Source organism: Corynebacterium kalinowskii, from assembly GCF_009734385.1.
GTDB lineage: Bacteria > Actinomycetota > Actinomycetes > Mycobacteriales > Mycobacteriaceae > Corynebacterium > Corynebacterium kalinowskii.
This window is the reverse complement of the sequence record NZ_CP046452.1, coordinates 2,010,074-2,027,106: the sequence shown is the minus strand read 5'-3', so window position 1 is coordinate 2,027,106 and position 17,033 is coordinate 2,010,074. Positions and strand designations below refer to the sequence as shown.

At 54.7% G+C, this 17,033-nt stretch carries 13 protein-coding genes and 1 CRISPR repeat array; of the genes, 4 read left to right on the top strand and 9 right to left on the bottom strand.

Annotation, left to right across the window (positions count from 1 at the left end; translation table 11 throughout):
* Positions 1 to 142 precede the first annotated feature (142 nt).
* From cas9 to cas2, 3 genes are read left to right on the top strand one after another with little or no spacing between them, the layout of a single operon-like run.
* Entirely contained in the window at positions 143 to 3,409 is a 3,267-nt protein-coding gene (gene cas9, locus CKALI_RS09625) for a type II CRISPR RNA-guided endonuclease Cas9 (RefSeq protein ID WP_156193761.1), read from the top strand.
* Between the two features lie 4 nt (positions 3,410 to 3,413).
* Positions 3,414 to 4,307 (top strand): type II CRISPR-associated endonuclease Cas1, encoded by an 894-nt coding sequence (cas1, locus tag CKALI_RS09620; RefSeq protein ID WP_156193145.1) that lies wholly within the window; start codon positions 3,414 to 3,416, stop codon positions 4,305 to 4,307.
* Positions 4,307 to 4,642: a CRISPR-associated endonuclease Cas2 gene (gene cas2 / locus CKALI_RS09615; protein ID WP_156193144.1), complete on the top strand. Its 336-nt coding sequence runs from the start codon at positions 4,307 to 4,309 to the stop codon at positions 4,640 to 4,642. The genes cas1 and cas2 overlap by 1 nt, the downstream gene beginning before the upstream one ends.
* A 50-nt stretch (positions 4,643 to 4,692) precedes the next feature.
* A CRISPR array of direct repeats spans positions 4,693 to 7,675; the repeat unit is 36 nt; unit sequence GAAGTCTATCAGGGGTTTTGAGAGTTGAACCCCAGC.
* Between the two features lie 25 nt (positions 7,676 to 7,700).
* Here the strand turns inward: cas2 and CKALI_RS09610 are convergent.
* From CKALI_RS09610 to CKALI_RS09590, 5 genes are read right to left on the bottom strand one after another with little or no spacing between them, the layout of a single operon-like run.
* The gene (locus CKALI_RS09610; protein WP_156193143.1) at positions 7,701 to 8,672 is read right to left on the bottom strand and encodes an alpha/beta hydrolase; all 972 of its coding nucleotides are present in this window, start codon (positions 8,670 to 8,672) and stop codon (positions 7,701 to 7,703) included.
* A gap of 42 nt (positions 8,673 to 8,714) precedes the next feature.
* Positions 8,715 to 10,475, bottom strand: a complete 1,761-nt coding sequence (locus CKALI_RS09605) for a radical SAM protein (protein ID WP_231580455.1) — start codon at positions 10,473 to 10,475, stop codon at positions 8,715 to 8,717.
* Complete coding sequence (locus tag CKALI_RS09600; RefSeq protein WP_156193141.1) at positions 10,468 to 10,695, bottom strand: hypothetical protein; 228 nt, start codon at positions 10,693 to 10,695, stop codon at positions 10,468 to 10,470. The genes CKALI_RS09605 and CKALI_RS09600 overlap by 8 nt, the downstream gene beginning before the upstream one ends.
* Before the next feature lie 27 nt (positions 10,696 to 10,722).
* Entirely contained in the window at positions 10,723 to 11,508 is a 786-nt protein-coding gene (locus CKALI_RS09595; protein WP_156193140.1) for a hypothetical protein, read from the bottom strand.
* Positions 11,509 to 11,540: 32 nt separating this feature from the next.
* Positions 11,541 to 12,305, bottom strand: a complete 765-nt coding sequence (locus CKALI_RS09590) for a hypothetical protein (RefSeq protein ID WP_156193139.1) — start codon at positions 12,303 to 12,305, stop codon at positions 11,541 to 11,543.
* A 36-nt stretch (positions 12,306 to 12,341) separates the two neighbouring features.
* Here CKALI_RS09590 and CKALI_RS09585 point away from each other — a divergent pair, with 36 nt between their 5' ends.
* Entirely contained in the window at positions 12,342 to 13,499 is a 1,158-nt protein-coding gene (locus tag CKALI_RS09585) for a protein adenylyltransferase SelO family protein (protein WP_156193138.1), read from the top strand.
* On the opposite strand, the gene CKALI_RS09580 is transcribed toward CKALI_RS09585, so the two are convergent.
* The 4 genes from CKALI_RS09580 to CKALI_RS09565 form a co-directional block, all read right to left on the bottom strand.
* Entirely contained in the window at positions 13,496 to 13,885 is a 390-nt protein-coding gene (locus CKALI_RS09580) for a hypothetical protein (RefSeq protein ID WP_156193137.1), read from the bottom strand. The two genes, CKALI_RS09585 and CKALI_RS09580, sit on opposite strands and share 4 nt — an antisense overlap.
* Positions 13,886 to 14,162: 277 nt before the next feature.
* The gene (locus CKALI_RS09575; RefSeq protein WP_156193136.1) at positions 14,163 to 14,840 is read right to left on the bottom strand and encodes a methionine ABC transporter permease; all 678 of its coding nucleotides are present in this window, start codon (positions 14,838 to 14,840) and stop codon (positions 14,163 to 14,165) included.
* Complete coding sequence (locus tag CKALI_RS09570; RefSeq protein WP_156193135.1) at positions 14,837 to 15,874, bottom strand: methionine ABC transporter ATP-binding protein; 1,038 nt, start codon at positions 15,872 to 15,874, stop codon at positions 14,837 to 14,839. Before CKALI_RS09570 ends, CKALI_RS09575 begins: the two co-directional genes overlap by 4 nt.
* A 10-nt stretch (positions 15,875 to 15,884) precedes the next feature.
* On the bottom strand, positions 15,885 to 16,751 hold the full coding sequence (locus tag CKALI_RS09565; RefSeq protein WP_156193134.1) for a MetQ/NlpA family ABC transporter substrate-binding protein: 867 nt from the start codon (positions 16,749 to 16,751) through the stop codon (positions 15,885 to 15,887).
* Between the last annotated feature and the right edge of the window lie 282 nt (positions 16,752 to 17,033).

The window sequence follows — 17,033 nt, the reverse complement described above, 5'->3', positions numbered from 1 at the left end:
AAAGGTGTTGCAACACCTTCGCTATCGCACTATCATTTAAACCAGAGTTGAACCTCAGTAAGCGCCAGCACGTTTCTGGCGTTGAATGCTCCGCCGGCGTAAGCCGGCTTTTTTAATACCTAAGGTGGCTTTCGTGGAACGCATAAACTATGCAGTAGGCATTGATGTCGGAACTCACTCAGTTGGATTTGCTGCCATTGCTTTGGATGACAATGGCGCACCAACCGAGATCTTGAATCTCGTTTCACACATCCATGATTCGGGTATTGATCCCGACAGTAACAAGAAGGCCGACACAAGACTCGCAGTGTCTGGCATCGCTCGACGAACTCGGAGAATGTTCCGACGCAAGAAGAAGCGACTCCAAAAGCTTGACAAGTATCTTGAGGGCCTTGGTTGGCCTGTGAAGGCGTTCGAAGTGTATTCGGATCCTTTTCTACCGTGGAAGGTGCGCGCAGAGCTCGCCCAAGGACGAATCGCTGACGCTTCTGAAATGCAGGAGAAACTCTCCATTGCTTTGCGACACATTGCACGTCACCGAGGATGGCGTAATCCATACTCGAAGGTCGAGTCCTTAATGGCACGAACAGAGCCTAGCGCACAGCTGATTGAGATTCGGACAAATATCAGCAAGGCAATTGGTTATCCAATCCCTGAGGATGCAACTGTCGGGCAAATTGTTGCTGCAAGTGCGCTGGGCAACGCAAGGCTCCGAGGTGAGGGTGGTCTGCTTTCTGCAAGACTCATGCAGTCTGACCACGCAAATGAGCTGTGGACGATCTTCGACGCCCAGGGAGTTGACCACGAAATCGCTCGAAAGCTCGTTTCCCTTGTTTTTTCTGCCGAGTCCCCCAAGGGCTCTGCTTCAGGACGTGTGGGCAAAGATCCCCTCCAACCGCATTTGCCACGAGCATTGAAGGCATCGGATGCGTTTCAGCGATACCGCATAGCTGCCCTGATCGGCAATCTCCGGATTAGGGAGGGAAGCGCAAAAGCACCCCTTTCGATCGAACAACGCCGAGTTGTGTTCGACTACCTGGTCAACCTTGCTCCGAAGATGGAACCGGAATGGATCAACGTAGCTGAAATCCTCGGGATCGATCGGGGCAGCTTGCTCGGTACCGCCACGATCACTGACGATGGAGAGCGGGCTGGTGCGCGTCCTCCAGTTCATGACACAAATCGGAGCATTCTCTCATCCAAGCTCAAGCCACTGTCAAGCTGGTGGAAGACCGCTTCCGATGAGGATCACAGAGCAATGCTAAAAGCTTTGTCGAACAGCGAATCTTTTGACTTTGACACCGAGTCGGGCAGTTCCGTCCAAGCTTTTTTCGAGAGTTTGGAAGATTCCGATCATGAGAAGCTAGATTCGCTACGTCTACCGCTTGGGCGCGCAGCTTACTCAGAATCCACCCTGGAACGCCTGACTGATCGCATGCTGAATGATGGAATCGACCTGTACGAAGCACGCAAACTTGAGTTTGATGTTCCAAACGACTGGGCTCCGCCTGCACCTGATATCGCTGAGCCTGTAGGAAATCCCGCAGTAGACCGAGTGCTCAAAGCGGTTGCGCGTTGGCTCAATGCCGCGGAATCCGAGTGGGGTGCTCCTTCTGTAATCAATATTGAAAACGTCCGTAGCGGTTTCCTCAGTGAAGCGATGTCTCGTCAGCTAGATCGAGAAATGGAGAAACGCGGCAAAAGAAATCTAGAGATCGTTTCGGAAATGCAGGCAAGGCTTGGAATCGAGGGGCGCCCACGGAGCGCTGATCTATGGCGATTCCAGTCAATCCAGCGTCAAAATGGACAGTGTGCATACTGTGGTCAGCCGATTGATTTCAAAACCTGCGAGATGGACCACATCGTTCCTCGAGCAGGCATGGGTTCCACAAATACGCGTGAGAACTTGTTGGCCGTATGTAAGAGATGCAATCACTCTAAATCCAACACGCCGTTTGTATTGTGGGCGGAGAAAAGTGCAATTCCTGGAGTTAGTGTTGCTGAAGCACTGGAACGGCTCAATCATTGGTTAGTTGATCCAGGATTGACGACTCGGGATTTCGCGCAGTTTAAGTCGCGAGTTGCGCAACGTCTCAAGCAACGGACATTCGACGAAGAGTTTGATGCTCGCTCCATTGAGCCGGTTGCTTGGATGGCCAATGAGCTACGTGCTCGAGTTCAACAGAAGTTTGGTGGAAGCTCGGCGAATTCTGCAGATACTACTGTAAACGTGTACAAAGGCAGCCTAACTGCAGAGGCTCGTAGGGCATCTGGGATCTCCGGAAACCTTCGTTTCGCGGATGGCGTAGGAAAATCTCGTCTTGACCGCCGTCACCATGCCATTGATGCAGCGGTGATTGCGATGATGAGTCGGACAGTTGCTGAAGTGTTGGCGTTGCGAGTCAACCTAAAAGAGGCACAGCGACACAGGCGAGAGGCAGAGCAGTGGAAAGAATTCACTGGTACGAGCACTAACCACCAGATTCGCTACAACAAGTGGCTTAGTTCGATGAAGCGCCTGGGAGCAATGCTCCAAGTTTACCTGGAAGAAGATAGGATTCCAGTCACGCACAACCTGCGACTGCGACTTGGCAACGGTGCTGTCCATGAAGACACGGTAGGCAAGCTCACGAAGAAGCTAGTTGGTGATGCGATGAGTATTGCGGACATCGACAAAGCTGCTAGCGAAGCCTTGTGGTGCGCATTGACTCGATGCCCAGACTTTGACAAGAAGGACGGACTTCCAGCCAACCCAGAACGAACAATTCGGGTTGGGAACCGGTACTTGAACGCCGACGATGAAATCGAATTCTTCCCGGTTTCTGCCGGAGCGATTGCAGTTCGAGGCGGATACGTTGAACTCGGAAGATCAATGCACCATGCACGTGTCTACCGAGTTCCTTCAGGGAAGAAAACTGCTTTTGCAATGATGCGTGTCTACACCGCAGATTTGGCAAGATTCCGTAATGACGATTTGTTCTCCGTGGAAATTCCACTACAAACAATGAGTGTGCGCCAATCGGAGCCTAAGCTGCGTAAGGCCTTGGAAGATGGGACTGCAGAGTACCTAGGATGGTTGGTCGTTGATGATGAAATTCAAGTGGATATGGCGACCTTCAATACTGGACAGATTGGAGCAGCTCAGGAACAGCTCGGAGAGATCACGAGCTGGAACTTGGATGGATTCTTTAGCAATTCCCGACTTCGCCTGCGACCACGTCTTTTTAGTGCAGAAGGGCTGAAAGATGATGCCGTTAGCGATGTCAGGAAAGTTCTCGATACTACTGGTTGGCTTCCCGCAATCAACAAAGTCTTCGGTGACGGAAAAGCGGTAGTCATCAGACGCGATTCGCTTGGCCGCGTTCGTTTGGAATCCGCTGCGCACCTTCCAGTGAGTTGGAAAGCCTAGGCAGATGAATCCCGGCTGGCAAGTCATCGATCTTTCAGGGTTCGAAGGATCAATCCGATATGTGCGCGGTCATATCAAATTGGTTAAGGAATCTGAAGTGATTAGTGACTTGCCATTGGCACAGTTGGCCGTAGTTCTGGTCGGTATTCAGACAAGTGTTAGTGGGGCAGTACTGGCCAAACTGGCCGAATATGATGTCGTATTGCTCGTATGTGATTGGAGAGGTATACCGATAGCGGGAACGATGCCTTGGGCCGAACACACGAGAGTCGGAGCAAGGCACCGAGCACAGGCAGGTTTAAGCCTGCCTCGAAAGAAATCAGCTTGGCAGCAGACCGTTCGAGCAAAGATTTTGGGGCAGGCGAATACTCTTGAAAGACTTCATTGCGAAAACTCTCAGGAGTTGAATCGAATAGCCAATGAAGTGAGATCCGGCGATACCACCAATCGAGAAGCCGTCGCTGCAAAGCTTTATTGGGCATCTATCAACTTAGAGGAAGGATTTCGGCGAGAACCAGGTGCTGGTGATCAAGGGCTCAATTCTTGCTTGGATTATGCCTACACCGTTCTTCGAGGACATGCGGTTCGTGCGGTAATTTCGGGTGGTCTGAGCGGTCCACTTGGAATTTTTCACCGAGGTCGATCGAACCCTTTTGCTCTAGCAGATGACCTGATCGAGCCTTTCCGACCTGCAGTGGATCATTTCGTACTTTCAAATGTACGGCAGTTCGACCCGGCAGTGAGGGAAACGAAAGCTCTACTAGTCGATGCGGTAAATCAACAGTTTAAGAAAACGGGAGAGTCAATCCCAACAAGTTTGATCGAGCTAGCACAGGAATTCGGGCTATACGTCGAAGGAAATCGGCAGAGATTTGAAGTAACTCACTGGAGTATCTAATGGGTAAGCGAACGGATGAGGATCAGCCAATGTGGTGTCTTGTGATGTTTGATTTGCCAGTAAAGACGAATCCCCAGCGGAAAGCGGCAACAGTATTTCGGAATGCATTGCTAGATCAAGGATTTTCAATGGCGCAGTTTAGTGTCTATGTGCAATATCTTCCCATGGCGTCAAGACTCTCAAGTGTCGTTAAGACCGTGAAATCTTGCTTGCCTGAAGGCGGAGACATTCGCATTGTTACTTTGACAGACAATCAATGGGCGAAAGCGATTCGATTTTCTAATGCGGCACCGACCGAGCAGGAGGAAATGCCTGCACAGTTGATGATTTTCTAGCGTGAGAAAGTAGAGAAATGCCAGCTTGCATGCCCGTTTTGGGGCATGCTGAAGTCTATCAGGGGTTTTGAGAGTTGAACCCCAGCGGCTCGTAGGTTTCGTGCTTGTCGGTCGGAAGTCTATCAGGGGTTTTGAGAGTTGAACCCCAGCCTTTCGACAAGATGAAGTCATCCGTTGTGAAGTCTATCAGGGGTTTTGAGAGTTGAACCCCAGCAACTTCCGTTCACGGATCGCCCCGCTCAGAAGTCTATCAGGGGTTTTGAGAGTTGAACCCCAGCTTACGCGATGCCTTATCGCGCCAACTAGGAAGTCTATCAGGGGTTTTGAGAGTTGAACCCCAGCGTCGCGGTCATGCGTACGGGCTCGAGTTGAAGTCTATCAGGGGTTTTGAGAGTTGAACCCCAGCTGATCAACTCGGGGTGTCTGGACTTGTTGGAAGTCTATCAGGGGTTTTGAGAGTTGAACCCCAGCTGAAAGACGACGCCCGCATCACCACCTGGAAGTCTATCAGGGGTTTTGAGAGTTGAACCCCAGCGTCACGGATGATTTCATTCGGGATCGGAGAAGTCTATCAGGGGTTTTGAGAGTTGAACCCCAGCTGAGTTGTGGTGGCCTGGTGACCCGCAAGAAGTCTATCAGGGGTTTTGAGAGTTGAACCCCAGCATAAGGCCGAGTGGGTAGTTAATGCTGTGAAGTCTATCAGGGGTTTTGAGAGTTGAACCCCAGCGTCAGCAACTGATCGCGGATTATGTGGTGAAGTCTATCAGGGGTTTTGAGAGTTGAACCCCAGCAAGCCAGCTCATGGGTACGCGTGCCATCGAAGTCTATCAGGGGTTTTGAGAGTTGAACCCCAGCTCTCGCTCGTCGGTGACAGGTCGGACAAGAAGTCTATCAGGGGTTTTGAGAGTTGAACCCCAGCTAGTACTCCATCTCGGTAGGCTTTTCGCGAAGTCTATCAGGGGTTTTGAGAGTTGAACCCCAGCCATGGAACATAGGGGGCATATGGCAGCAGAAGTCTATCAGGGGTTTTGAGAGTTGAACCCCAGCAGAGCGCCAACAACGCATCCAAGACACAGAAGTCTATCAGGGGTTTTGAGAGTTGAACCCCAGCTAAATTCGCGTGGCCATAAGGTGCCCCCGAAGTCTATCAGGGGTTTTGAGAGTTGAACCCCAGCCAAGCAATGGGAGCGCCACAACAAGACCGAAGTCTATCAGGGGTTTTGAGAGTTGAACCCCAGCCCTTGACGGTGCTGACCCTTATGTTCCTGAAGTCTATCAGGGGTTTTGAGAGTTGAACCCCAGCCTGGACTGACAACTATTCCAACCCGTCCAGAAGTCTATCAGGGGTTTTGAGAGTTGAACCCCAGCAGCCCGGTTATGCCTGTCACTCTCCCACGAAGTCTATCAGGGGTTTTGAGAGTTGAACCCCAGCATTTATTTTCCACTGTCCTTTCGGGTGCGAAGTCTATCAGGGGTTTTGAGAGTTGAACCCCAGCTCCGACGCGCGTACTAAGCGGAACAAGAGAAGTCTATCAGGGGTTTTGAGAGTTGAACCCCAGCTTGGCAGCGAGTGACCCCCAGACGTATTGAAGTCTATCAGGGGTTTTGAGAGTTGAACCCCAGCCCCACACGCCACAACCGCCCCGTCGACAGAAGTCTATCAGGGGTTTTGAGAGTTGAACCCCAGCCCTGTGGCCGTGGGGTGTGGGTGCAGCAGAAGTCTATCAGGGGTTTTGAGAGTTGAACCCCAGCATCTTCAGCGGGTCGATGTTGCGGTACTGAAGTCTATCAGGGGTTTTGAGAGTTGAACCCCAGCTTCTCCGAGAGGTTGACCGGTTCCATGAGAAGTCTATCAGGGGTTTTGAGAGTTGAACCCCAGCTCATGGTGGGTTCCTTCCCTGGTTCCTGGAAGTCTATCAGGGGTTTTGAGAGTTGAACCCCAGCCAGCGTGAACTAGTCCGTTTAGGGTTCGGAAGTCTATCAGGGGTTTTGAGAGTTGAACCCCAGCTCGCAGCGTCAACGAGCAGGCCGAAGAGGAAGTCTATCAGGGGTTTTGAGAGTTGAACCCCAGCTGGTCAGCCAAGTCAAAGCCCCACCCCGCGAAGTCTATCAGGGGTTTTGAGAGTTGAACCCCAGCTCTGCCTTTGTGTCGTTGTCGAAGCCTGGAAGTCTATCAGGGGTTTTGAGAGTTGAACCCCAGCCGCTCACGACGCTTCATGCCTCGGCGTGGAAGTCTATCAGGGGTTTTGAGAGTTGAACCCCAGCAACAGGTCGCGGGGATTGAATACGTCGGGAAGTCTATCAGGGGTTTTGAGAGTTGAACCCCAGCTGAGCGTGATGATGGTTTTGCCCATGCCGAAGTCTATCAGGGGTTTTGAGAGTTGAACCCCAGCTTTCCGCGTCGTCACGCCCGGCTTCCGCGAAGTCTATCAGGGGTTTTGAGAGTTGAACCCCAGCGTGGGCATGGTGACCGCACGATTTCGGAGAAGTCTATCAGGGGTTTTGAGAGTTGAACCCCAGCTTCGAAGTCGATGATGTATTCCCCGACGGAAGTCTATCAGGGGGTTTGAGAGTTGAACCCCAGCTGGAAATCAAGCCGAGTGGTGGGCGGGAGAAGTCTATCAGGGGTTTTGAGAGTTGAACCCCAGCTAACAAACGCTTGCAGGAACAGCGCGCCGAAGTCTATCAGGGGTTTTGAGAGTTGAACCCCAGCAACACGTTAACCGCCTCTGGCCTGCGTCGAAGTCTATCAGGGGTTTTGAGAGTTGAACCCCAGCATATTGTCGGCAAGCAACGCGGGAACGAGAAGTCTATCAGTGGTTTTGAGAGTTGAACCCCAGCATGAAGGTCTTCTGTAGTGCATCGATCTGAAGTCTATCAGGGGTTTTGAGAGTTGAACCCCAGCGCCGAGGAGGAATGGCGCTGGCTTCAAAGAAGTCTATCAGGGGTTTTGAGAGTTGAACCCCAGCGGTACGTCGCAGACCCTTTGCCGGAGCAGAAGTCTATCAGGGGTTTTGAGAGTTGAACCCCAGGCTGGACCAGGTGACGCGTTAATTGCTCAGCGGTGCCAGGTGGCGAGTTTGTCCATCAGCACCCGCTCCGAGTCTTGTTTGGCTGCGCGGTTGCCTTCCACAGTCCCGCCGAACATCTTCTCCCAGCTTCGTCCGAATTCGGTGATGTCCTCGGAGAACATGTGGCCAGCGTCGGGGTAGACGTGAGCTTCTAGTCGTGGGTTACGCTCGGCGAGCCCACGCGCTGCCACCTCGCCCTGCCACATGGCGTCCTGATCGCCTGCGAAGACCAGCCCGTTGCCTTGGAAGTTCTCAATCGGGATGCGGGCCTCGGCAGTGTTGTCGGCGCGTGCGGGGATGGTGGAGTATGTTTCGCGGTAACGGATCGGCAAGCCCAGCATCATATCCAGGAACATCTTCATCGATGCTCCTGGCTCTGAGTTCCTAAAAGACAGGTATGGGATCGGCTGCCCGTCCTTGGCGAACGAGGACATCTCCTTTTTGCCATAGGCGAGGCCCTGGTAGGTGTACTCCGTCGGGGTGTACAGCACGATGTGATCGATCTTGGCGCCCCGTGCCGCCAGATTCGCCACCAGCTCGGCACCTTTGGACGTGCCGATCACAGTGACCGGACCTTCTGGGATGAGGGCAGTGACCTCGTCAAAGAACTCCAGTGGAACCTCGGCAAGGGATTCTTTCTGATTCGGCTGACCGAAGAAGAACAGGGCGTAGACTTCGTAGCCTTCCTCCCACAGTTGCTTCGCCCGGCCGTAATCAGGGGAGCCTTCGGAGCCTCCGAAAGTAACCACAACGCCTTTGTGTCGCTTGTCTGTAGGGGTGAAGTGGAAACCGTTCAGATACTCGCCCTGAACTGGTTGGATCTGGTCGGATGTTTGATATTCGCCGAGGGGTGGCACAGCGTATTTGTGCCGGTTGTAGGCATTAACACCAAACAGAATCGCTACCAGCAAAATCAGGATTCCCAGCAGCGCTCCGAGTACCTTCAGAAACTTCTTCATCGTGATCACTCCTCCCCTTCATACTACTCGCAAAAGTGCAGGTCATCCCCACTCAAACCGAAACTCCGGGAACGGCAAATTGATGGTCTCCAGGTGGTAGAACGCGTTCTTGCCGTGCTTGGAGTAGTGGTACTCCCGCGCTCGCAGGGTGGTCACCGAGATCAAATTCCCAAAGTCCGGCAGGAAACTTGCAGCGTGCAGTCGCAAGAACGGCGTGAGGTCGAGGATCCAGGCGTCGCTAAGCTCCTGCAATTGCGCGGGGTACGCATCGAACGTGGCCACGTGGCTCATCTTGGTGCGCTGCTCGTCGCCGTACACCACCGGCGAATCGGAGAGCAGCTGCACTTTGATGGCGTTGCCAAGGTCGCCGCCGTTTAGCGCCCAATAGCGCTTATCGACGGCCACATGCACGCTATCCTCTGGCGACAACGTCACCTGTGTCATCCGCCCATACAGGTGGGAAGAGTAGAGGTCCGTGGCCTGCCCGTTCACGATGAGCTTGATCGCGCCGGGCCGGAACATCTCCTGCAGGACGTCGTCACGCTGGATGAGGGCGGGGAGAGAATTGGCTGGGTCGAGGAGCTCGGGGTTGAAGTTCATCAGGCGGGGGACGGTGAGGTCGTCGTAGATGTGTGGCTGATTTTGCCGGATGAAGGCATCCACTTGGCGGCGGCTGAATTCAGGTTTCGGCGGGAAGCGGTCGGGCTGCGCTTTATAGAGTTCCTTCTGGAGCGCGCACGTGTAGGACTTGTTGCCACGGGTGTTGTTGCGCTCGATGGGGCAGCCGGCGTAACACAGGTAGAACCAGGGGCATTCGCGGCATTCCTTGGAGAGTGGTTCGTTGGCTGCCTCGTACTTCTGGATGGTTTTTTCTCCGGAAGCGACCAGCTCCGGCATGCCCAGCTGGATGATGTTCCCGAATTTCAGATCTGGCTCGGCCTGACCGCGGTGGCACGGGTACACATCGCCGTCTTTTTGAGCGAGGAAATTGTTGGTGCCACAGTTGATCTGATTGGTGCAGTAGTCATGGGTAAATTCCTTGAACCACTCGTAGTAGATGGCGCGCTCGAATTTGGTGCCCGTGAAGTGCTCTCGCAGCCTGTTAAGGAATTCAACCATCTCTTCCTGCGTGAGCTGTGACTTGTAGTTCGCATTAGCACTGTCATAGGCGAACATGATGTAGAAATCGGTGCACATGTCAAAGCCCTGGGCGTCGAGCCATTCGATGTTCTCGATGAATTCGTCAATGCGCAGTAGATGTGGCTTGCCGACGACGCAACTAATGCCTTTCGGGTACGGGTAGTCCTTGAGCAACAGAACATTGTCCAGTGTCCTTTGCAAAGTGGACTTGCCCTGTTTAGTGGTCCGCAGTTCCTCATGCAGCGAAAAAGGGAGGTCAAAGCTACCGGAAATGGAGACCTGAAACTCTTCGTACAGTGGGCGAAGGACGTGGAAGTTGTACAGGTTCGTCTTGATGTGGATCGGGCTGTTGGTGCGCTTGCCGAGGGCCTTGAACTCGGACTTATACCGAGCGCGGTAGTCCGTATAAGCCTGGAAGAGCTCCCGGAGGACCGGCTGGGGGAGAAGGGAGATTTCGGCGCCGTGGAGGAGGAGCGCGTCGATGAGAATGCCCTGGTGCTCTAGATGCCGGGCGATAGCGTGAAACTGGGAGACCACGTCGTCGTAGGTATCTCGGTTCTCGGTGAGATCGCCGAGGTAGCAGTAGCTACATCCCAAGTTGCAATACTGGTTCGGGACGAAGGTCAGCTTGATCGCTTGGTGAAATAACTGCAGGTCAGCCATTATTGTTGTTGTTATTATTGTTATTATTATTGTTGTTCGAGCCGCCGTAGAAACCGCCGCCGCCACCACTGCCGTCGCCAGTCCAACCGCGGGTGCGCAGCTCATTGCCGACGATGTCGGTCCAGCCGTCGTTGAATCCGATGGTTTCCTGGAAAACGGTGCCCTGCGCTAGCGCCTGATCTAGCCTGTTCTGGGCGAGCCAACTCTCGAAACTGTTCATCGTTTTTCCTCCCTTATACTTGGCACCCTAACCCACCTTTGGAGCTTTGGGAATACGGACGGCAACCTTTTCAAGGGCTTCCGGTAGGTACTTAACTTCCAGGTAACGCGCCTGGTGAAGGACATCCTTTTGGTATGCATCTACTAGCACCGTTGCAGTGGAAGGGAACTGGTGCCCGTCCGGGGTGAACACGCTGAGATCTAAGTGCAAACGTTCCTTTCCAGGGAAAACGAGGCCGTCACTCATTTCTTGGGCTATCACTGCGCGACCCGGCAGACCGTAATAGCCCGCATTGAGAGTCAATTGGTCCACTCTGCCGGTGCGGAGGCAGTAGAAGTCATAAAACAGCTGAGCGCGTTCTTTCAATGGGCCATGGGGAACGTACAGCTGCTTAGGCTTTTTGGCTCGGTAGACCACTGGCAGGATCTGCCCCTGGTGTAGCGCCGGGAGCCGCCTCTTGCCAACTGGAACACTGAGAATGCCATCAAACACTGCGCCGTCTTCTCCCTCCACCTGCATAGCGATGCGGTAGTTACGCACCCCATTTTTCAGTCCTCGGTGTTCGTATGTTTGTACTTCTCCTACACCGACCTTGCCGTCTTTCCAATACTTGGCGAGGTTTGTCGGGTACAACGAGCCGAGGAAAGAAAGAGCAAAAATGAGGGCAAAGAAGCTGATACCAAAAGCTATGCCCAAACTGTTCTCGGTAAAGAATCCCCCTGCGCTGGTGTCAACCGCAAAGACATAAACCGACCAGCGAATGAAGGCTGCAACCACCATGAGCTGCAGAAATGCTATTAGAAACCGGCGCATAGTGAAAAACTACTGGAAGTTATCCAGGTCGGCTACTGGGGTGGAATTCGGACGGCAACTTCGCTGGTGTCGTGCGGTGCGTACTTCGCTTCCAAGTAGCGCGCGGTCCGAATGAGTTCGTACTGGGCTTCCGTGGCAAGCACTCGCGCTGAGCTATGAAATTGCTGGCCGTCTGGAGTGAACACCTGCAGATCCAGGATCCACTGGATCATCGCGCCTTCCCGATAACCGCTCTGGTGGATTCCTTGCACAGTAGCTCGGCAGGGCAGTCCACGGTACTTGGCTTCCAGCGCAGTCGGGCTGATAAGACCGTCGCGCTGTCGGACGTATTCATAGAACAGCTGCGCCCGGCCGATCAATGGCCCATGGGGCACGTGGAGCCGCTGTGGGAATGCAGCTTGGTAGCAGACTGGCATTCGGACTCCCGGAGCGAGGTTTCGCAGGTTGCGGCGTCCGACTTGTGGGTTCATGGTGCCGGTGAACACCTGGCCATCCTCGCCCTCCACCAGCATGCTGATGGCGTAGGTACGGATGTTTCCGTATCGGCCAGTGTGCCTAAAACTTTGGACCGTACCCACACCGACTCTGCCGTCGGTCCATTTTTCGGCCTCATTCTTGCGCCGTGACAGGTACGCGATTCCACCGATGAAGGCGACTGGAAAGGCCATAAAACTCACCAGCAGCAGACCGCCGAGGAATGTGGTGAGCGCTTCCGTGTATCCAAACAGTGCCAACAGGATTGCGACGAGGAAAGCGGCGGCGACCACTGCAGCAACCCAGCCGAGAACCTTCTTCATACCTCGACCTTAAGATAATTCCTATACTGGGGCAGCATGAAACCCGAGTTCCCCATCGCCGAGGCCTTGCCCGAGCTTGCTTACCCGGCTCGCGGCGAGGATACCCCCAGCCCCGAGCTGCTCATTCTCAACGAACCTCTCGCCCGTGATCTCGGACTCGATCCTTCCTGGCTGCGCTCCGCCGAGGGCGTGAAATACCTCCTCGGGCAGGCGGGCGGGTTCGCGCTCGCCTACGCCGGCCACCAGTTCGGCCAGTACAACCCGCTGCTTGGCGACGGCCGTGCCCTCCTTCTCGGCACCTTCCAGGGCTACGAGGTCCAAGCAAAGGGGACGGGTCGCACCCCGTTTTCCCGTGGCGGCGACGGCCGCGGGCCGCTGGACGCGATGCTCCGGGAGTACCTGATCTCTGAGTACATGCACGCCGTCGGCATTCCGACGACCCGCGCGCTGGCGGTGCTCACCACGGGCCGAAAAATCCAGCGTCGCATGGTCGTGCCGGCCGGGGTAGTGGTGCGCGTGGCGCGTTCGCACCTGCGGGTCGGAACCTTCGAATTGGTGCGAAACAACGGTACGCCCGACATGCAGGCCCGGTTGGAAGAATATGCCTGGTCGCTGTTCCCGGGCGGCGTCAACGCGGTAGCGGAGCGGCAGTGCCGCACGGTGGCGGAATGGATGGGCATCGGCTTCGTTCACGGCGTGATGAACACCGACAACACGTCGATTTCTGGTGAAACCCTCGACTATGGTCCGTGCGCGTTCCTAGATATGCACGATCCCGCTGCAAGCTTTAGCTCCATCGACACGCAGAGTCGCTACACCTATGGCCGCCAACCTGCGATTTTGCAGTGGAATCTCGCGCAATTGGGCTTTAGTGGCGACTTTGTCAGTCTCTTTTCCGATGCCTTGCAACAGGTGTTTGCCCGCAAGCTAGGAACTCCGGATCCGGCGAAGATCAACGAGTGGTTCGCGTCCCTGGCAGGCAAGGACCACACCCTGGCGCATGCTTCCTTGGAAGGGGAGAACCCGCAGGTCATCCCGCGTAACTTCGTGGTTCAGCGCGCCCTGGACGCAGCGAACGAAGGTGATCTGCGGCCATTCGAAGAGCTGCACGCTGTCTTGCTACGGCCATACGAAAAGCCGCCTGCTGAATATCAACAGACGGCTGAGGTATACACCACGTATTGCGGCACTTAGCGGAGCCTAATGGCAATCATTTTTCGGGCAAGGGTGAGCAAACCCGAGAGTACGAAAGCCTTGAGAGCGAACATCACGAAGGCCAAAAAGAATATTGGTCCATTAAATTGATCGCCAAAGAAAAACAGCCCGGTTGTACCAATCACAATGAGGAGCAGTTCAGCAAGATAGTTTGAAATTGGTGTGAATCCTAGGATCAATGAAACCAATACGGCGATTGGAAACGTGAATCCGTTTGAAGAGATCAAAAGGTTCCAGGTCGGCTCGTCGATTGGATAATCATTCTGCATGTTCCAAATCCCAATGGCTGCGAGAATGATTTCGGGGAGAGGGGCTCCCAGCAGAAAGCCCTTTTCAAACAAAATTGCCGATTCATGATTGGTCATCCGTAATTCCAATTGACATTTCCTAATTTGTTTACAGTCAGTGGTTGCAGGATTGGGTCGATCCACCAATGCATGAAAACCAACGTCTTTGTTGGTTCAATGACTGCACCGGAGTTGAACTTCGATAAACAGAAATCACATTGATATCGAATTGCTGTTAATTATAAGTTCTGGCCAGAAAATTTTCGGGTTTCAACAGAAATGTCCATTGGGATCGCTTTTCAGTCGATCTCAATGGACAAAATCTGTTCAAACGGAACCACAAATCCAACGCTTACTATCGGCGCATGATCTTCTTCGACAGTGTGTTACCCAGCAGCTGCGCGATCTGCACGATCACGATGATTACGGCGGTTGCTGCCAAGGTGACTTCGGTGTCGAAGGAACGGTAGCCGTATTGGATGGCGAAGTCACCCAGTCCGCCGCCGCCGATGTAGCCGGCCATCGCAGACATATCGACCACGGCGATGAAGATGAAGGTGAAGCCGAGGATCAGTGGTCCGAGAGCCTCAGGGATGATCACGGTGCGGATGATACGCCATGGGGAGGCGCCCATCGCGCGGGCGGCTTCGATAACCCCTGGATCAATAGCGACCAAGTTCTGCTCGACGATGCGAGCGACACCAAAGGTAGCGGCGACCGACATCACGAAGGTCGCGGCATCGATACCGATGGTGGAGCCGATGGCCAGTTTGGTCAGCGGGCCGATGAACGCGATCAGGATGATGAACGGGATCGGGCGGACGAAGTTCACCAGGACGTTGAGCAGCCAATACACCGGCTTGCTTTGCAGGATGCCGCCAGAGCGAGTGGTGTAGAGCAAGATGCCCAGGATCAGGCCAAAGATGCCGCCAGCGACCATGGTGATGGACACCATGTAAAGGGTGTCAATGATCGCTGTGACGAAAGAATCGCCGATTCGATCCCAGTTAGCTGCGAGGATAGTCTCGTTCATCGCTTGATCTCCTGAACCTCAGCATTGGCAGATACCGACTGGTAGAACTTCTCGATGGCGTCGTCAGGCCCGGTGAGCTGCACCGTCACCTTGCCAAAGGAGTGGTGCTGCAGCGTGGTGACGCCGCCGTGGACGATGTTGATGTTCACTCCCGCCGGGGCGGCTTCGGCGGCGGCCGCGAAGAAGCCGGTTTCCTCGGTGAGATTGATGGTGAAGATGCGCCCTGGTCGGCGCAGCAGCTCGTCAGACTCCACCATGTCCGGAGTGTTGCGCAGGGAGGTTGCCACGAAGCGCTGGGCGACGGCCGTCTGAGGGTCGGAGAACACGTTGTAGACGCTGCCATATTCGACCACCTTGCCGGCCTCCATCACAGCGACCTTGTCGGCGATGGAACGCACTACGTCCATCTCGTGGGTGATCACGACGATAGTGATGCCGAATTCCTCATTCACGCGGCGCAGCAGTTCCAGCACGTCATGCGTGGTTTCTGGGTCGAGTGCCGAGGTGGCCTCGTCCGCGAGCAGCAAGCGTGGCTGGGTGGCGAGAGCGCGAGCAATGCCGACGCGCTGCTTCTGGCCGCCCGACAGCTGCTCAGGGTAGTGGCCTGCTTTGTCTCCGAGTCCGACGAAGTCAAGCAGCTCCTTGACCCGAGCCTCACGCTCCTTCTTCGGCATCCCGGCCAGCTCCAGCGGATACGCCACGTTTCCAGCCGCGGTGCGGGAGGAGAACAGATTGAATTGCTGGAAGATCATGCCGATGTCGCGGCGGAGGGAGCGGAGTTTCTTCTCCGACATGCCGACGACATCGATGTCGTCGAGAAGCAGCTGCCCAGACGTGGCAGTCTCGAGGCCATTAATCAGGCGCACGAGCGTGGACTTGCCTGCGCCCGAGTAGCCGATGATGCCGATGACCTCGCCCGGTTCGACGGTCAGGGTGATGCCGTCGAGCGCGTTGAGGGTCTTCTTTCCGGTGCGGAAGACTTTGGTGATGTCCCGGAACTCGATGCGAGTGCCGGGACGGGATGCGTCGGTCACGGGTGTCCTTTTACTTCTTTGCGTCAGCTTCGAGTCGCTCGACGATCTTCTTCAGGTCTTCCTTGTCGCGCTTGACCTCGACAGATGTGCCCTTGGAATCCTCGGCGAGCGCCTTTTGGACGGCTTCGGTGTGGTAAACATCGACAAGCTTAGCGAGCTTTTCGTCATTTACCTTATCCTCGCGAACCACGATGGCATTGATGTACGGCTCGGCCTCGGTGGAGTTCGGGTCATCCTTGAACACGGCCAGGCCTGGATCGATGCTGGCGCGCTCCAGGAAGGTGTTGTTGATGACGGCAGGCTTGCCCTCGTTGTAGACCGCTGGGGTCTGTGCGGAATCTACAGCGACGATCTTGACCTTGGAAGCAGCCTCATCGATGTCAGCTGGGGTAGGAGTAACCAGACCTGGGGTCTTGAGGGTGATCAGCCCAGCCTGCACGAGCACGTTGATGGCGCGGCCCTGGTTGGAAGGGTCGTTAGGGACGGCGACGTCCTGGCCCTCGATGCCGTCGATAGAGTTGTGGCCCTTCCAGTACAGCGCCAGCGGCACGATCTGAGTGGAGCCGATAGGCAGCAGGTTGTCGCCGGAAGCGGCATTGTGCTCGGAGAGGAACTTGAGGTGCTGGAAGAGGTTAGCGTCAATTTCACCCTCGGCGAGCGCGCGGTTCGGGGTGTTGTAATCTGCAAACTGCTTGGTCTCGATCTTGAGGCCAGCCTTGTCAGCCTCGTCGATGAATACCGACCAGTAGCCCATGTCGGCTTCGGTGGTGCCGAGCTTAATTGCATCCGTGTCGGAGGCACCTCGACCGCAAGCGGTGAGTGAGGTGGCGGCGAGGATGGTGGCCAGCCCGAGGGCGGCGGTACGGCGGAGGTTCATTTTCTTTTACCTTTCTAGACTAAGCGTTCTGTTTATTGATGAAAACCCTAGCAACTCATCCGGTTAATGTACAGCTTGGTCTAGAAAGCTTGGTCTGTTTTTGGGCGGATTGTGGATCGGGTGGGCTGGTGAGCGGGAACTTTGCTTACATTTGTGACTCTAGTCACATTGTGGTTGTGGCGGAAAATAGCCCGTTCGGCCGTGTTCCTTTCCAGCTAAAAGGGGTGCGAACGCACGATAAATTTTGCCACATCAACTTTGGAACACCTGTTCTAATCTGGC

Bases quoted from the DNA above. Each gene is read 5' to 3' on its own strand.
- cas1 (WP_156193145.1), top strand. From the start codon at position 3,414: ATGAATCCCGGCTGGCAAGTCATCGATCTTTCAGGGTTCGAAGGATCA.
- cas2 (WP_156193144.1), top strand. From the start codon at position 4,307: ATGGGTAAGCGAACGGATGAGGATCAGCCAATGTGGTGTCTTGTGATG.
- CKALI_RS09610 (WP_156193143.1), bottom strand. From the start codon at position 8,672: ATGAAGAAGTTTCTGAAGGTACTCGGAGCGCTGCTGGGAATCCTGATT.
- CKALI_RS09605 (WP_231580455.1), bottom strand. From the start codon at position 10,475: ATGGCTGACCTGCAGTTATTTCACCAAGCGATCAAGCTGACCTTCGTC.
- CKALI_RS09600 (WP_156193141.1), bottom strand. From the start codon at position 10,695: ATGAACAGTTTCGAGAGTTGGCTCGCCCAGAACAGGCTAGATCAGGCG.
- CKALI_RS09595 (WP_156193140.1), bottom strand. From the start codon at position 11,508: ATGCGCCGGTTTCTAATAGCATTTCTGCAGCTCATGGTGGTTGCAGCC.
- CKALI_RS09590 (WP_156193139.1), bottom strand. From the start codon at position 12,305: ATGAAGAAGGTTCTCGGCTGGGTTGCTGCAGTGGTCGCCGCCGCTTTC.
- CKALI_RS09585 (WP_156193138.1), top strand. From the start codon at position 12,342: ATGAAACCCGAGTTCCCCATCGCCGAGGCCTTGCCCGAGCTTGCTTAC.
- CKALI_RS09580 (WP_156193137.1), bottom strand. From the start codon at position 13,885: ATGACCAATCATGAATCGGCAATTTTGTTTGAAAAGGGCTTTCTGCTG.
- CKALI_RS09575 (WP_156193136.1), bottom strand. From the start codon at position 14,840: ATGAACGAGACTATCCTCGCAGCTAACTGGGATCGAATCGGCGATTCT.
- CKALI_RS09565 (WP_156193134.1), bottom strand. From the start codon at position 16,751: ATGAACCTCCGCCGTACCGCCGCCCTCGGGCTGGCCACCATCCTCGCC.